Raw genomic sequence first — 16,751 nt, forward strand, 5'->3', positions numbered from 1 at the left:
CGACAAAAATATCAGAGAATGTCATTTTCATTTCTTACCTGCATCGCCCAACGTTGTGCGGACTCCGGCAACGTAAAGGGCGGTGACTGGCGGAACGCATCCCCCACCAGCACAAAAGCCACATAGCGATTACGTAAAATCCACACATCCTTAAACCCTTCAGCTCGCAAGGCTTGAGCCGGCGGCGCAGGTTCAACACGCGGTTGATACGTAATAACGGGACGAGTATTTGGTTGGCGCAAAGGTTTCATAGGCAATCGAATCAGAACTGAATTGATGAACAACGTCACTATGATAGCGGAGAATCGCCCTCCGCGTCTCGTGTTGAGAAGCTCTTGACCTATAGTTAAAGATGTTTTGACTGTCCAAAGCATCGTTATCGCAGGACTAAAACAGGAGATGAGCTCAATGTCGACGCACGATAAACATCCGTTAAGTCACAGCGCACCAATACATGACGCCAACGAATCCAGGCCCGGTATGGATTCTCTGGCTCCTGAAGATGGATCTCACCGCCCTTCCACTGTACCCACGCCTCCTGGAGCACAACCCACTGCTGCAGGCAGTTATAAAAGCCCGGATACCTCCAACGAAAAACTAAAATCGCTCGATGTGCACCGCAAGGATGGTGAAAACTTCCCGCTGACGACCAATCAGGGTGTGCGGATTGCCGATGACCAAAATTCACTGCGCGCCGGTACGCGCGGGCCTACGCTTCTGGAAGATTTTATCCTGCGGGAAAAAATCACCCATTTCGACCATGAGCGTATCCCCGAGCGTATCGTACATGCGCGGGGTTCGGCGGCTCACGGTTACTTCCAGCCCTACAAAAATTTGGCGGAAGTCACCAAAGCGGATTTTCTATCGGACCCTGATAAAATCACGCCGGTATTCGTGCGATTTTCGACTGTACAAGGCGGTGCAGGCTCTGCCGACACCGTACGTGATATCCGCGGATTTGCGACCAAATTCTATACCGAAGAAGGCATTTTCGATTTAGTCGGTAACAACACCCCGGTATTCTTTATTCAGGATGCCCATAAATTCCCTGATTTCGTCCACGCCGTTAAACCCGAGCCACACTGGGCAATACCGCAAGGTGGCAGTGCGCACGACACTTTCTGGGATTATGTGTCACTGCAACCCGAAACGCTGCACAACGTCATCTGGGCGATGTCTGACCGTGGTCTTCCACGCAGCTATCGCACCATGGAAGGGTTCGGTATTCATACCTTCAGGATGATTAATGCCGAAGGCAAAGCCACCTTCGTGCGTTTCCACTGGAAACCCACCGCCGGTAAAGCATCGCTGGTGTGGGATGAATCGCAAAAGCTGACGGGGCGCGATCCGGATTTCCACCGCCGTGATCTTTGGGAATCTATTGAAGCGGGCGATTTCCCGGAATACGAATTGGGGCTGCAATTAATCCCTGAAGAAGATGAGTTTAAATACGATTTCGATCTGTTAGACCCGACCAAACTGATCCCGGAAGAGCTGGTTCCCGTCCATCTGGTGGGCAAAATGACGCTCAATCGTAACCCGGATAATTTCTTCGCCGAAAACGAACAAGCGGCATTCCATCCAGGTCATATCGTCCCGGGGTTGGATTTCAGTAATGACCCGTTATTACAGGGGCGTTTATTCTCTTATACCGATACGCAAATCAGCCGCCTGGGTGGCCCGAATTTCCATGAAATCCCGATTAACCGCCCAGTCTGCCCGTATCACAATTTCCAGCGTGATGGCATGCACCGAATGGATATCGACAGTAATCCTGCCAACTACGAACCTAACTCCATCAACGATAACTGGCCACGCGAAACGCCGCCGGGGCCAAAACGTGGCGGTTTTGAGAGTTATCAGACTCGGGTTGAGGGGCATAAAATTCGCGAGCGTAGCCCATCCTTTGGTGAGTATTACTCGCAACCCCGGCTGTTCTGGCAAAGCCAAACGCCTGTCGAGCAGCAACATATTATCAGCGCTTTTAGCTTCGAATTATCCAAAGTGGCGCGACCCTACATCCGCGAAAGAGTGCTGGACCATCTGACACACATTGATATTTCGCTGGCACAACCCGTTGCAGAAAATCTCGGTATTGAGCTTTCCGATGAGCAGATGCACGTTGCGCCACCCAAAGATGTTAATGGCCTGAAGAAAGACCCGAGCCTAAGCCTGTATGCGGTGCCAAGCGGCTCAGTGAAAGGCAGAGTCGTGGCGATTCTACTCAGTGAAAATGCAAATGCGGCGGATGTGCTGGCGACAATGCAGGCGCTGAAAGCCCAGGGTGTCCACAGCAAACTGTTGTTCTCGCGTCTGGGCGATGCTAGCGCTGACGATGGCTCCTTGCTGCCGATAGGAGCCACGTTCACCGGTTCGCCGTCGGTCAGCGTCGATGCGGTGATCGTCCCGGGAGGCGACATCAGCTCCATTTTAAATAATGGCGATGCCACTTATTATTTAATGGAAGCCTATAAGCACTTAAAAGTCATCGGCCTTGCAGGCGATGCCCGACAGTTTAAATCTAAGCTGGGTATTGATAGCCAGGGAGAGGAAGGTGTGGTTGAAGGTGACACTGTCACAAGCACATTTACCGATGATTTCCTGCAACATCTCGCCGCGCACCGCGTCTGGTCGCGCAGTAACAAGGTCAGTCATATTCCTGCATAGACACAAAAAAGCCGCCACGGTTAGGTGGCGGCTTTTTTTACTTAAAGAGAAATTACTTTTTCGTTTGCGGGTCAGTATCGTATTCCGCACAAGACTGATAACCGGAATTCATCACATGGCCGGTTTCATCAAGAGCAACGAAGTAGGTTTCAGTTTTGCCTTCGCGCTGGCCAAGAATATAGGTCTGGCAAGTACCGCGCGCGTGAATCATGGTCACTTCTGAAGAAGGTTTACCCGCAATCTGCTGCACTTGCTCACGGCTCATGCCTTTTTTCACATCTTTAACCACAGGCGTCGCCACCTGATCTTTGGTACGGTCATACGCCGTACAACCCGCAAGCATTGTCATCACCGCTGCTGCACTTAAAAATCCTGCAAAATTCTTGTTCATATTTTATCCTCGTTTTTCAGGGTATTGCTCAAGCGTGTTCATTAAGCGTGGAATAGAAAAGAGGTTTTTTCAACTAACCAAGCCAAATGAATAATTTTTAGGATTATTAAACAAAACACCGGGTTAGCTCCAGAACGCTCTAAATCACACCAAATGATTCCATACATGCGCATGAGTCTTGTCGTTTTACCGACAAACGGGTAGTTTTAACAAATCTGACTTTTGCTACCTGCGCGCGCAGGTACACCGTAACCGGAGGGTTAAATGGCTCTGCAACAAGAGATTATCCAGGCATTAGGGGTTAAACCACAGATCGACCCGCAGCACGAAATCCGTGTCAGCGTCGATTTTCTGAAGTCGTATCTGAAAAGATATCCGTTTATTAAGTCCCTGGTATTGGGTATCAGCGGCGGCCAGGACTCCACTCTGACAGGCAAACTTTGCCAACTGGCTATCAATGAACTGCGCGACGAAACCGGTGACGACAGCTACCAGTTTATCGCGGTACGTTTGCCGTTTGGTGTGCAGGCTGACGAACAAGACTGCCAGGATGCAATCACCTTTATCCAGCCCGATCGCGTGTTAACCGTGAACATTAAAGGCTCAGTGTTGGCTAGTGAACACGCGCTACGCAGCGCGGGCATTGAGTTAAGCGATTTCATTCGTGGCAATGAGAAAGCTCGCGAACGTATGAAAGCCCAGTACAGCATTGCGGGCATGACCAAAGGCGTAGTGGTCGGCACGGACCACGGTGCTGAAGCGGTGACCGGGTTCTTCACCAAATATGGCGATGGCGGGACTGATATCAACCCAATCTTCCGTCTGAACAAACGTCAGGGTAAAGCGCTGCTCAAAACCCTGGGCTGCCCGGAGCACCTCTATCAGAAAGCTCCAACGGCGGATCTGGAAGATGATCGCCCTTCTCTGCCTGACGAAGCCGCGCTCGGTGTCACTTACGAACAGATTGACGATTATCTGGAAGGTAAAACTCTGGATGAATCCACCAGCAAAATCATCGAAGGCTGGTATCTGAAAACTGAGCACAAACGTCGCACACCGATTACGGTGTTTGACGATTTCTGGAAGAAGTAGAACCTCATCGGGTGGGTGTCGCTCCCCCTCATCCACCCGACATATTTGAGAATGACATGGATAACCCTGCAAAACGCGCCACGCTTTTTGGCTTGCTGGCGATCCTCCTCTGGAGCACCTCGGTTGGTTTATTACGCAGTATCAGCGAACATTTTGGCCCCGTAGGTGGCGCTGCTCTCATTTACACCGTAAGCGCCTTATGCCTGTGTCTGGCGCGCGGATTACCCAAAATACGTGAAATCCCGACCCGCTATTTATGGAGTGGCGGCGCTTTATTTGTCTCCTATGAAATCTGTCTCGCATTAGCTATTGGGCTGGCAAACAGCCGCAGCCAATCGCTGGAACTGGGGATGATTAACTATTTGTGGCCGAGTCTGACGATTCTTCTTGCGCTGTTTATTAATCAGCAACGCAGCAACCTATGGCTCTGGCCAGGACTGGCACTTTCCCTTGCAGGCATTGTTCAAGTCATGAAAGGAGACGGCGACTGGTCACCGTTGCAGATGTGGCACAACATTCTCGATAACCCACTGGCCTACGGACTGGCCTTTGCCGCCGCGATAATCTGGGCGCTGTATTGCAACATTACGCGTCGCTTTAGCGAGGGGAAAAACGGCGTATCACTGTTTTTCTGCGCCACCGCCATTGTGCTATGGATGAAGTTTGCCTTCGTGAGCGAAGCGCCGATTCATTTTACGCTGCCATCTACACTGCAACTGTTGTTTATGGGGATGTCTACGGCAGTGGCCTACTCTGCGTGGAATCATGGGATCCAGCGCGGGAACATGACACTGCTCGCGACAGCATCGTATTTTACGCCGGTACTTTCGGCGTTGCTCGCAAGTCTTTGGCTGGGTTTACATCCGGGATGGACGTTTTGGCAGGGTGTTGCGATGGTCGTTGGCGGGTCGTTGTTATGTTGGCTCGCAACCCGCCGTTACGGATAGCTCGTCATACTTCAAGCTGCAGGGGTGTTGGCTGCACTCACTTACCCCAGTCACTTACTCAAGTAAGCTCCTGGGGATAAGCTCCCTTGCCGCCTACCTGCAACTCGAATTATTTAGAGCATCTATTAATCATAGGAAGTTTTAAATCATGTTTCTGCGCACACTCAACAGCACTTTCATAACCCGCGTCGGCATGGCGCATGACACCTGTTGCTGGGTCATTCCACAGCACACGACCTAAACGCACCTCGGCTTCTGGCGTGCCGTCGGCAACAATCACCACGCCTGCGTGTTGTGAGAAGCCCATCCCCACGCCGCCACCATGATGCAAACTTACCCATGTGGCACCGCCTGCGGTATTGAGCAATGCGTTCAGCAACGGCCAATCAGAAACCGCATCGGAACCGTCTTTCATCGACTCCGTTTCACGGTTTGGTGAGGCTACAGAACCACAATCGAGATGATCACGGCCAATGACCACTGGCGCTTTCAACTCGCCGTTACGGACCATTTCGTTAAACGCAAGCCCAGCACGATGGCGCTCCCCTAACCCCAGCCAGCAAATACGTGCCGGCAGGCCCTGGAAAGCGATGCGTTCTTGCGCCATATCCAACCAGCGATGCAGGTTCTGGTTATCCGGGAACAGCTCTTTGAGTTTTGCGTCAGTTTTGGCGATATCTTCCGGGTCACCCGAAAGTGCAACCCAGCGGAACGGTCCTTTGCCCTCGCAGAACAACGGTCGAATATAAGCTGGAACAAAGCCTGGGAAATCAAAGGCATTTTCCACGCCTTCATCGAATGCTACCTGGCGGATATTGTTGCCGTAATCCACCGTCGGCACGCCCATTTCCCAGAAATCGAGCATCGCCTGAACGTGCACCGCCATGGATGCCCGAGCGGCTTTTTCCACTGATTTGGGCTGCGATGACCGTTCGTTCTGCCAGCGTTCTACCGTCCAGCCTTGCGGTAAATAACCGTTGATGGGATCGTGTGCCGACGTTTGGTCGGTCACAATATCCGGCTTGATCCCACCGGCTTTGGCACGTTTCACCAGCTCAGGCAGAATTTCAGCCGCGTTACCCAACAGACCCACGGAGATAGCTTTTTTCTCCGCGTTAGCCTGTTCAATAATCGCCAGTGCTTCATCAAGATTTGTCGCTTTGTAGTCGAGATAACGGGTGCGTAGACGGAAATCAATGCGCGACTCCTGGCATTCGATGGCTAATACTGAAGCGCCCGCCAGCACGCCTGCCAATGGTTGCGCCCCCCCCATTCCACCGAGCCCAGCGGTCAGGATCCATTTACCGCGCAAATCGCCACCGTAATGTTGACGCCCAGCTTCCGCAAAGGTTTCAAACGTGCCCTGTACGATGCCTTGCGCGCCAATGTAAATCCACGACCCCGCTGTCATCTGGCCGTACATCATCAGCCCGGCTTTATCGAGCTCATGGAAATGATCCCAGGTTGCCCAATGCGGCACCAGGTTGGAGTTAGCGATTAAGACACGCGGCGCGTCGGCGTGCGTGCGGAAAATCCCCACCGGTTTCCCCGACTGCACCAGCAGCGTTTCATCGGCTTTTAGGCTGCGCAGCGAAGCGAGGATCTGCTCGAAGCATTCCCAGTTACGCGCCGCTTTGCCGATCCCGCCATACACCACCAGATCTTCCGGGCGTTCGGCGACATCGGGATCGAGATTGTTTTGGATCATGCGGTAAGCCGCTTCGATCAACCAGTTTTCGCAGTGCAGTGTGCTACCGTGTGGAGCGCGTACCGTGCGGGCTACCGCCTGTTTTACAGATTCAGTCATTGTGGTGGCTCCCGGCATCAGGCCGACGTAGAAGGAAAGAGTTGAGTAATGACAGCAGGTAACTCACCGCTGGCACCCCACTGGCGCATGCTTTCGATGTCTGGTGCCAGTAAGCGATCTTTATCAAGGAAGGCTACACGCTGGCGTACGCCGCTAAAAACTTCTTCCATTAGCGGAGAACTACGAAGCGGACGAGAAAACTCAATGCCCTGAGCGGCTGCCATGGCTTCAATACCCACCACCGCGGCGGTGTTGAAGCACATATCACCCAAACGGCGAGCGGCGTAGGTCGCCATGGAAACGTGATCTTCCTGGTTTGCTGACGTCGGGAGGCTGTCGACACTGCCTGGGTGCGCCAATGATTTGTTCTCAGAGGCGAGTGCTGCAGCCGTCACTTGCGCAATCATAAACCCGGAGTTGATCCCACCTTCTTTCACCAGGAACGGCGGCAAGCCCGACAGCCCGGTATCGAGCAGCAATGCCAGACGGCGCTCGGAAATCGCACCAATTTCAGCCACCGCCAGCGCAATAATGTCGGCGGCGAACGCCACCGGCTCGGCGTGGAAATTCCCGCCAGAAATGACTTCACCCGTATCGCTAAACACCAACGGGTTATCAGATGCCGCGTTGGCTTCAATTTGCAGGACACGTGCCGCGTGACGCAGGTTATCAAGGCATGCGCCCATCACCTGCGGGACACAGCGAATGGAATACGGATCTTGCACACGTCCACAATGCTGATGGGAATCGACAATTTCACTGTCTGCCAACAACACTCTGACCGCGGCTGCGACATCAATCTGCCCGGTTTGTCCACGCGCTTCATGAATACGCGCATCAAACGGTTTTACAGAACCTTTAATCGCCTCAAGCGATAACGCACCCGCCACCAGACCCGCTCCAAAGACCTTTTCGCCTTCAAACAGGCCGCGCAGCGCGAGGGCTGTAGACACTTGCGTGCCGTTGAGCAGCGCCAGACCCTCTTTTGGCCCAAGCACTAACGGCTCGACGCCTGCCATTTTTAGCCCGACAGTGGCAGGCACTTCTTCGCCATTGATACGCACATTACCTTCACCCAGCAGCATCAGCGAGAGATGCGCCAGCGGAGCGAGGTCGCCCGATGCGCCAACCGATCCTTTTTCCGGGATAACAGGCATCACACCGGCATTAAACAGGCGCAACAAACTGTCGATAACACACATACGCACACCAGAATGGCCCCGCGCAAGGCTGATGATTTTACTGGCCATGACCACGCGGACCACATCGTCTGGCAGAGGTTTCCCAAGCCCTACGCTGTGTGAAAGCACCAGATTGCGTTGCAACTCAGCCAAATGGTCATTGGCAATTGTGGTTTGTGCTAATTTGCCAAAACCCGTATTAATGCCGTAAACCACATCGCCGTGTTTAACGATAGCTTCAACGGTTTGTTGCGCTTTTTCAACCGCATCAATGGCCTGCGGATCAAGACTTAACGTGACGGTTCCATGGTAGATTTCACGCAATGTGGCGAGCGTGACGCGCCCCGGTGTAAGACAGCAAAGCTTTTTTTGCAGTGACATAGCGACATCCTGATGGCATCAATTCAAATGAACGTATAGAGTTGTATAGACAACCTAACTAATAAACCCAAATGGCCGCCAGTGGGTCATAGGTAATTTTTATTGAACAGTGAGCGAGATCGCGCTTTCGCCGCAAAATGAAATGTTTTATCCCCGCCTCTTGAAAGGCTGCGGGTATCAAAGGAACGACCAATGTCTGAAAACCAACCTCTGACACAACTACGCGCAGCTATCAGTGATTTACCCGCCCCAATTTACTTACGGGTTAAGCAGGGGATTATTAGTCAGATTCGTAGTGGCAACTGGCTTGCCCATCAACGCGTGCCTTCGGAAACCGAGCTGGTGAATGCGCTGAATGTCAGCAGGATGACGATTAACCGCGCACTTCGGGAGCTCACTGGTGAAGGCTGGCTGGTACGGATGCAAGGCGTGGGGACATTTGTCGCAGAGCTTAAAGGCCATACCGCATTGCTGGAAGTAGGCAGTATTGCCGAAGAGATTACCGCACGCGGTCACCATTATCGCAATCAAGTCATCGCGCTCGAACAGGTGAAAGCGGATGAACAACTGGCTCACGCCTTTTCGTTCAATGTCGGAGAGCCGCTGTTTTACTCACAATTGGTGCATTACGATAATGATATGGCGGTACAACTGGAGACGCGGTATGTGAATCCGGCGCTGGCTGCGGATTACCTGCAACAAGATTTCCGCTTGTTCACACCCCACCATTATTTGAGTAAGGTCGCGCCGTTAACCTCAGGCGAACACATTGTTGAAGCGGTGCTGGCGGATGAGTCCCAACAAGGGTTGCTCGAAGTGACATCCAGCCAGCCTTGCCTGCTGATTCAGCGCCGGACCTGGCACCATTCGCAGGTCGTGACGGTGGCCCGATTGTTATATCCGGGCTCACGTTATCAACTGGTGGGGAGTTTTACTGGCAAGTGATCAGAGATAGGTAATTTCGCTAAACAGCAATTTACCTTCTGACTTCAGCAAGCGCAGGGTGTGGCGACCATCTTGCCACCATGCACCTTGCTCCGGTGTCAGCAATTTTTCACCCAGTTGCCACTCGCCACTAAGCACATAAACAATGCCACCACGCGGTGCGAAGGTGGTAAACGTACGGTCAGCAACCCGGACTTTGGCGCGGCAACGGTCACGATGGGTCATGATATTAAAATCCATCGACATCCCTTGTTTCAGCTCCGCTTTAACCGTGTAATCCCCGGCAAAAGCAAACGGCTGAAAGTGCTTAAGGGTATGACGGAACGCCTTTCCGGCATCCAGAACCACTTCTCCACCTTCGAGCAGCGTAATGACGCGGTCGACCTGAGGAAAAGCCGAAAACTCGCCGCTACTGGCAATTGAAGCGATACTGGCTCGCCAGTTGAAATCACGTGTTGCAGGCGGAAAGCAGCATATTTCTCGGGTTTCTCCGGCCCCGTTGCGCCACAAGCTGACGGGCACTTTCCGTATATCAAAGAATTCCATCACCACTCCTGAAGGGTGCGCATCACCTGCGCAAACTGTGTATTACTTTGTTCATCGAGCGGGTGCTGTCGGTCACAAATCACCTGTTTTCCTGCAACCCACACGTCTCTAATTTGTTCGCTTTTACCACCAAATAACCAGCGATTAAGCAGCGCGTAGTCTTCAATATTTGCCAACCACGAATCACGCTCGAGGACTAACCAGTCGGCACGTTGCCCCGGCGCAATCATCCCCATCGCCACACCGCATGCTTGCGCCCCACCTACAGCGGCCTGACGCCAGAGCACCTCGCCAACCTGCGGCAATTCGGGTAACACAATTCGGTTACGACGACGGTCACGCAGGCGCTGCGCATACTCAAGCCAGCGTAATTCTTCCAGGGCATTGACTGAAACATGGCTATCCGACCCAATTCCCCAATGGCCGCCTTGCGCGATGAAATTCGTCGCCGGGAAAATGCCATCACCCAGGTTCGCTTCGGTGGTTGGGCACAACCCTGCCACTGCGCGGCTTTCCACAATTTGGGTTAACTCTTCAGCCGATAAATGCGTGGCGTGAACCAGGCACCAGCGGTCATCAACCGCAAAGCGATTAAACAACCATTCCACCGGGCGTTCACCGCTCCAGGCCACACAGTCATTCACTTCCTTTTCTTGCTCTGCAATATGGATATGCACCGGAAGGCGGTAATCGCTCGCCTCGAGGACATCTTCTATTTGCTCTTGCGTTACCGCCCGCAACGAGTGGAAGCACAGGCCGTGATTAATGCGCGGGTAGCGACGTAATACGGTGCCCAATGCCTGTTGCTGGCGCAAATACCGGTCAACATCCTGAATAAATCTTTTCTGCCCTGGCTGTGGTGGCTGTGCACCAAAACCCGCGTGGCTATAGAGCACCGGCAATAGCGTTTGCCCTATTCCGGTATTATCGGCAGCAAGCAGCAATTGCTGTAGCATCAAATCACCTGATGCATAAGGTTTACCGTTAACATCATGATGTAAATAATGAAATTCAGCGACCTGAGTGTAACCGCCCTTGAGCATATCAATATATAAATGCGTGGCAATCGCGCCGACTTGCTCTGGGGATAATTTCTGCACCATGCGGTACATCATGTCACGCCACGTCCAGAAACTGTCCTGGGGATCGCCCGCCACTTCCGTCAGTCCTGCCATCACCCGCTGAAAGGCGTGTGAGTGTAAATTCGAAATAGAAGGGACAACGATGCCCGCGAGCAGAGTGGCATTCTCCCCGGACGCGCCAACATCGACATGAGTAATCATCCCTTGTTCATTGACGGTAATACGCACGTTGTGTCCCCAACCTTGTGGGAGCATCACAACTGGAGCAAAAAATGCAGGCATAGTTTTAATTCCTTCTTTTGCGATGCCAATGATTTAGCGATTAATTCGAGCTAACGCAAACCAAATTTTAATACGATTCACCGTTTGCCAAAAAATTGTGTGGCAGGCGACAAAATGATGTTTTGCCCTGGGCTTTGGATGCAGTGGAGTTGCTCAACGATCAATGCTGCGCTAGGTTGTTGTCAATTGTCTATACAACCTGATGTGGAGAATGTCATGACCTACCCTCGCAGCATAGACAGCCTGTGGAGCGGTGCATCGCTGGTAACAATGAAGGATGGGCAATACCACACCATTGAAGATGGTGTTATCGCGGTACACCAGGGGAAAATAGTCTGGCTGGGTGCCCGTGACGAACTCCCCGAAATAACCGCTCAGGAACATCATCATTTTGATGGTGGAATCGTGACCCCAGGTTTTATCGATTGCCACACCCACCTGGTGTTTGGTGGCGACCGTAGCGCTGAATTTGAAATGCGTCTTAACGGCGTGAGTTACGCGGATATTGCGGCTCAGGGCGGCGGGATCCTCTCCACGGTTCGCCACACGCGTGAAGCGCATGAAGATGAATTGCTTAACTCAGCTCGCCAACGTTTGGAGCATTTGCTGAAAGAAGGCGTGACGACTGTCGAAATCAAGTCCGGTTATGGGCTGGATATCGACAACGAAATCAAAATGTTGCGCGTTATTCGCAGGCTGGGCGAAACGTTCCCGGTAGAAGTGTATGCCACCTGTCTGGCGGCGCATGCGATCCCGCCGGAGTTCAGCGGTGACGGTAACAAATGGGTTGAAGTGGTGTGCGAGCAGTTACTACCGCGCGTCGCAAACGAAAAACTGGCGGATGCGGTCGATGCATTTTGCGAGCATCTGGCGTTTAGCCCCGCGCAAACTGAAACCGTTTTTGCTGCCGCTCGTGCGTTAGGCCTGCCGGTAAAACTCCACGCCGAACAACTTTCCGCCCTCGCAGGCAGCAGCCTGGCAGCGCGTTACCAGGCGTTATCCGCCGATCACCTGGAATATGCAACCGCTGCTGACGCACAGGCAATGGCCGCAGCAAATACCGTTGCAGTTTTGCTGCCAGGGGCGTTTTATCTGTTGCGTGAAAAGCAACAACCGCCTGTCGCCTCATTCCGTCAATTTGGCGTGCCGATGGCCGTCGCCAGCGACATGAATCCAGGTACATCTCCGGCTCTGTCATTGCGTCTCATGTTAAATATGGCCTGCACCCTGTTTGGCTTAACGCCTGAAGAAGCGTTAGCCGGTGTAACGCTGCATGCCGCGCAGGCTCTGGGGATCCGTGAAAGCCATGGCAGCCTTGAATGCGGAAAAGTTGCAAACTTTGTGCATTGGCCCGTGGCACGTCCCGCAGAACTGGTCTATTGGTTAGGGGGGCAATTGCCCTGCACCGTGATTTATCAGGGAGAGAAACGTGACAGCACCTTTTAATTTCAGCCGAGGGAAACTGCCGATCCTTATCAGCATTCCCCATGCAGGCACAGCTTTAACGCCGGAAGTTGAGTCGGCATTAAGCGAGGCAGCAAAGCCATTGCCTGATACCGACTGGCATATACCGAAACTTTATGAATTCGCCACGAGCCTGGGTGGCAGCGTGATTATTGGCAATTATTCGCGCATGGTTATCGATTTAAACCGCCCTGCCGACGATAAACCGCTCTATACCACCGCCACCACGGGTCTATATCCCGAAACATTGTTTGATGGGACTCCCGTATTTATCCCAGGTAAAGAACCGAGCCTGGAGCAACGTAAAGCTGTGCTGGACACTATCTGGCAGCCCTATCATCTGCAATTACAAACCGAACTGGAAAGAATGAAAGCCGAGCATGGCTACGCGTTGTTGTTCGATGCACATTCTATTGCCAGTCAGATCCCTCGTTTGTTTGAGGGAAAATTGCCCGATCTTAATTTCGGCACCAACGGTGGCAAGAGTTGCGACGAGCTAATTGAAGAGCATCTGGTGGCGTGTGCCGCCTCGCAAAAGCAATTTAGCTGGGTGGCAAATGGACGCTTTAAAGGCGGATATATTACCCGCGCTTACGGTCAACCCGCGCAAGGGATCCACGCCGTTCAACTGGAACTGGCGCAATGCAATTATATGGATGAGCAAGCGCCATTTGCCTGGCGTTCAGATCGTGCAGAAAAACTGCAACAGCTGCTTGAACAGTTGGTTCGTTCGATGTTGAGCAGCGCACAGCAGATTGCCTGATGTATGACGGGTAAAAGAAAACCGCCGGTCCTGGCCAAAATAGGCAATAGCACTATTGTGGACAAAACCGGCGGTCTTAAATCAGTTAATCAGTAAATGAGTTATTCCTGATCTGCTGACATTCTACCTTCATGTTGAGGACGTTCTGTCAGACGCTTCTCAAAATTAGCATTAAACTGTTTTTTCTGCTCAGGCGTCAGAATGTTGTAGATCTTATTCTGCGTTTCCATATGAGCCATCATGCGAGCTTTGTTTTGCTCGGCCATTTTATCTACCTGCGCCTGGGCTTTGGCTTTATCGAAGCTGTCACTGGCAATAATGCTGTGTGCTGCACGACGTTCTTCGACGGATGGGCGCTCCATTTTACTGCGGCTTTCTTTCATGATGTCACGCACCTGCTGTTTCTGTGCGTCGGTCAGGTTCAGGTCTTTAAACATCATGTCGTGATGGCCACCACGCATGCCTTTATGGTGCATCATCGGTGCATCAGTTTTTGTCGCTGTTGTCGTGGTGGTGTCAGCTGCATGAGCCAGATTCGCCGCGCCCATAGCCAGAGTTGAAGCAACAAAGAGAGCTGTTAATTTACGCATATTATTATCCTTCATCTTAATTTGGATTTTTCTGCGACGAGGTTGCCGCGTTGACGAAATTAAGTTTACGGGGTTATGCGTCAAGTAACAGTGCTCATCGGTAAAGCATTGAAAGGGGAAAAAACAAATTTTCAGCAATTATGGAGATAATAAGGATAAAACGGAGGGGAATTGCAACAAAATATAACAAGGCAATGATTTTAAAGAAATTATGAAGAGAGTGTATAGCAATTAATACCGAGGTGAAAGCATATCACTAAGATTTATCTGTATATAATTGGCCTCAAGGTCTGAGGCCAATAAATAATTAAATCTCAGTCAGCATTAATCCAGCTCGCAAGCCAATTGCCACATTAGGATTCGGGAATAACACGAACTCGCTATCCTCTTTCACCACATAACGCGTATCACCATCCTCTGCCAGCAAAGTGCCTTTCGGGAAAGCGGTAAAGTTTTGCGTTTGTGCCGACATATGCAAGACAAAATCATCACTGTTGCGCGTTATCTGCTGTGCCACTTTATAGCGTAGCGGTTCGCTGTCAGCGCACGGCGAAGTTCCACCACTCAGCAATGCCTGCAAAGCTTGTTTTGTCACTTCAAACTGGCTGAGATCGTTTTCACCAAACGGCTGCGCTTTACCCAGCTCCAGTGTGCAACTCAGCGCGTTGAAATGCTCGCTGCTGAAATGGGTAAAAGTGCCGCCCGGTGCCTGATGAAATACCAACGCTTGTAAGCCCGCACAGCCTAACCATGAGAGGAACGCCTCATCGTAAGGCTGCGCACGCGCGGGTAGCACGCCAAATCGAGGGTGATACGAGCTGCGAATCGCAGTGTGCATATCCAGATGCCAGCAAGTCGTCTCCTCGCACTGGGCCAGGAACAAATCCAGCGCATGTTCCAGACGACAGGCTCGCTGGGTTTCAATGCTTTCTGGAAATTGCTGCCAGCGTCCACCAAACATGCGATTCATATCACTATGCTGATAGCGCTGATTGCTCCGTAAGGCCGCAGGATTGCCAAGGATCACCAGTACACGCCACTTCAACGCAGTTTCACCCGCCAGCAGACTATCCACCAGCTGTGCGAGTATTTCGACGGGCGCAGTTTCATTACCGTGGATGCCAGCCGACAATACCAGCGTCTGCTCCACAGCCTGATGCGGAATCAAGGTCACGATGCCTTCATCCCACCATTGCCAATGAAGATGAGCATTCTTACCTGCGCTATGGGTTGGCACTTTCCCTGCCAGGGTCTGTGCCAGGAAATCCAGCATTGTGCCTCCAGTTAGAGTTGAAACGGATAAACAGAACCTAAGTCTAGTATACGCGTCAGCTCATCGAGTGCTTCGCGCCCTTCTCGCAGTAATTGCGGGTCGGCTAAATCGGCTTGCGTTAATTGATCACGATACCACTTGTCCACCCAATTATTGAGCGTAACAAACAGTGTGTCGTTCATCATTACCGCTGGATTCAACGCTTGAAGCTCCGTTTCGTTAAGCACCACGCGCAGGCGCAAACACGCAGGCCCACCGCCATTTGCCATACTTTCGCGCAGATCAAACACTTTCAGCTCGCTGATTGGGTTATCTGCCGCCAGCACCTCGTTGAGATAACGCCATACGCCAGCATGCTGGCGTGATTCTTCCGGGAGCACCAACGTCATGCTGCCATCTTCACGGCTCAGTAGCTGGCTGTTAAACAGGTAAGTGCTCACAGCATCGGCAACGGAAACTTTATTTGTCGGCACTTCAATGGCCATAAAGCCTGGTACTCGTTCGCGTAACTGCTGATACAGCGCCTGTTGATGCAAAAAAGCGTGCTCGTGGCAGAACAGCACCTGACGATTCGACACGGCAATTACATCATTGTGGAAAACCCCCTGGTCAATAACCGCAGGGTTTTGTTGGGCATAAACCAATAAATCGGGTTTAACCTGGTTAAGCCTTGCCACCGCCTGGCTTGCTTCGAGGGTCTGGCGCGCTGGATAACGTGCCGGAACTTGCCCGGCTTTGGCCTCTTCTCGTCCATACACAAACAGTTGGGTTGAAGGTTCACCATACGCCCCACCGAGACGGTTATGGTTTGCCGCCCCTTCGTCACCAAACATCGCCACTTGCGGCAATGCCGCATGAACAGAAAAATGCTGCTCGTTACGGAAGATAGCTCGCAACACATTTTCGGTGATCGGCGCTTCGCTGGCACGGTGGAATTTATTGTTTAGATTCGCCACCGTGAAATGCACTTTGCCATCGATGCTGTCAGCCGATGGGCAGACTGTCGCGGCGTTCGCCACCCACATAGAAGAAGCGGAGCTCACCGCCGACAGTAATTGCGGCGCTTGTTTTGCTACCCGCTCAACAATTTGTGCGTCGGTGCCGCTAAAACCCAGTTGGCGCAGCAGCGGAATATTGGGTCTTTCTTGCGGCGCAATAACGCCTTGCGCAAAACCCGCATCCGCCAATGCTTTCATCTTCAGCAAGCCTTGTTTAGCGGCAAGCTTAGGATTGGAGACGCGGAATTGATGTTTAGTGGAGGCTTCGTTGCCAAAAGACAGCCCCGCGTAATGGTGGGTTAACCCCACCAGCCCATCGAAATTGACTTCACGCGTTTTCAT

The 16,751-nt window shown here is 52.1% G+C and carries 15 protein-coding genes; 6 read left to right on the forward strand and 9 right to left on the reverse strand.

Features of this window, described 5'->3' with window-relative positions; genetic code table 11:
- Positions 1-11: 11 nt before the first annotated feature.
- Complete coding sequence (cedA, locus tag OH773_RS12765) at positions 12-251, reverse strand: cell division activator CedA (RefSeq protein WP_183271760.1); 240 nt, start codon at positions 249-251, stop codon at positions 12-14.
- A gap of 157 nt (positions 252-408) precedes the next feature.
- Here cedA and katE point away from each other — a divergent pair, with 157 nt between their 5' ends.
- On the forward strand, positions 409-2,667 hold the full coding sequence (katE, locus tag OH773_RS12770; RefSeq protein WP_270139221.1) for a catalase HPII: 2,259 nt from the start codon (positions 409-411) through the stop codon (positions 2,665-2,667).
- Positions 2,668-2,719: 52 nt separating this feature from the next.
- Here the strand turns inward: katE and osmE are convergent, their stop codons facing one another.
- Positions 2,720-3,058: an osmotically-inducible lipoprotein OsmE gene (gene osmE / locus OH773_RS12775; protein ID WP_270139222.1), complete on the reverse strand. Its 339-nt coding sequence runs from the start codon at positions 3,056-3,058 to the stop codon at positions 2,720-2,722.
- Between the two features lie 264 nt (positions 3,059-3,322).
- Between osmE and nadE the strand changes: the two genes are divergently transcribed.
- Positions 3,323-4,150, forward strand: coding sequence for an ammonia-dependent NAD(+) synthetase (gene nadE, locus OH773_RS12780; protein WP_270139223.1), 828 nt, complete (start codon positions 3,323-3,325; stop codon positions 4,148-4,150).
- A 56-nt stretch (positions 4,151-4,206) separates the two neighbouring features.
- On the forward strand, positions 4,207-5,097 hold the full coding sequence (yddG, locus tag OH773_RS12785; protein WP_270139224.1) for an aromatic amino acid DMT transporter YddG: 891 nt from the start codon (positions 4,207-4,209) through the stop codon (positions 5,095-5,097).
- A gap of 109 nt (positions 5,098-5,206) precedes the next feature.
- Here yddG and hutU read toward each other — a convergent pair whose 3' ends face one another.
- Together hutU and hutH are read right to left on the reverse strand one after the other, a co-directional pair.
- Positions 5,207-6,904 carry a urocanate hydratase gene (hutU, locus tag OH773_RS12790; protein WP_270139225.1) on the reverse strand — a complete coding sequence of 566 codons (1,698 nt, stop codon included), beginning with the start codon at positions 6,902-6,904 and terminating at the stop codon, positions 5,207-5,209.
- Positions 6,905-6,921: 17 nt separating this feature from the next.
- Entirely contained in the window at positions 6,922-8,466 is a 1,545-nt protein-coding gene (gene hutH / locus OH773_RS12795; protein WP_270139226.1) for a histidine ammonia-lyase, read from the reverse strand.
- A 192-nt stretch (positions 8,467-8,658) separates the two neighbouring features.
- Between hutH and hutC the strand changes: the two genes are divergently transcribed.
- Complete coding sequence (hutC, locus tag OH773_RS12800; protein ID WP_183271767.1) at positions 8,659-9,411, forward strand: histidine utilization repressor; 753 nt, start codon at positions 8,659-8,661, stop codon at positions 9,409-9,411.
- On the opposite strand, the gene ves is transcribed toward hutC, so the two are convergent.
- Both ves and OH773_RS12810 read right to left on the reverse strand, forming a co-directional pair.
- Positions 9,412-9,957 carry an environmental stress-induced protein Ves gene (gene ves / locus OH773_RS12805; RefSeq protein ID WP_183271768.1) on the reverse strand — a complete coding sequence of 182 codons (546 nt, stop codon included), beginning with the start codon at positions 9,955-9,957 and terminating at the stop codon, positions 9,412-9,414.
- Positions 9,957-11,321: a formimidoylglutamate deiminase gene (locus OH773_RS12810; RefSeq protein WP_270139227.1), complete on the reverse strand. Its 1,365-nt coding sequence runs from the start codon at positions 11,319-11,321 to the stop codon at positions 9,957-9,959. Before OH773_RS12810 ends, ves begins: the two co-directional genes overlap by 1 nt.
- A gap of 216 nt (positions 11,322-11,537) precedes the next feature.
- On the opposite strand from OH773_RS12810, the gene hutI reads away from it, so the two are divergent.
- Both hutI and hutG read left to right on the forward strand, forming a co-directional pair.
- Positions 11,538-12,767 carry an imidazolonepropionase gene (gene hutI / locus OH773_RS12815; RefSeq protein WP_270139228.1) on the forward strand — a complete coding sequence of 410 codons (1,230 nt, stop codon included), beginning with the start codon at positions 11,538-11,540 and terminating at the stop codon, positions 12,765-12,767.
- Positions 12,751-13,548, forward strand: a complete 798-nt coding sequence (gene hutG / locus OH773_RS12820; protein ID WP_270139229.1) for an N-formylglutamate deformylase — start codon at positions 12,751-12,753, stop codon at positions 13,546-13,548. The genes hutI and hutG overlap by 17 nt, the downstream gene beginning before the upstream one ends.
- Positions 13,549-13,649: 101 nt before the next feature.
- Here hutG and spy read toward each other — a convergent pair whose 3' ends face one another.
- The 3 genes from spy to astB form a co-directional block, all read right to left on the reverse strand.
- The gene (gene spy, locus OH773_RS12825; protein ID WP_270139230.1) at positions 13,650-14,138 is read right to left on the reverse strand and encodes an ATP-independent periplasmic protein-refolding chaperone Spy; all 489 of its coding nucleotides are present in this window, start codon (positions 14,136-14,138) and stop codon (positions 13,650-13,652) included.
- Between the two features lie 307 nt (positions 14,139-14,445).
- Entirely contained in the window at positions 14,446-15,411 is a 966-nt protein-coding gene (gene astE / locus OH773_RS12830) for a succinylglutamate desuccinylase (RefSeq protein WP_270139231.1), read from the reverse strand.
- 11 nt (positions 15,412-15,422) lie between these two features.
- Complete coding sequence (gene astB / locus OH773_RS12835) at positions 15,423-16,751, reverse strand: N-succinylarginine dihydrolase (protein WP_270139232.1); 1,329 nt, start codon at positions 16,749-16,751, stop codon at positions 15,423-15,425.

The sequence above is a fragment of the Buttiauxella sp. WJP83 genome (genome assembly GCF_027594725.1).
GTDB classification, from domain to species: Bacteria; Pseudomonadota; Gammaproteobacteria; order Enterobacterales; family Enterobacteriaceae; genus Buttiauxella; species Buttiauxella selenatireducens.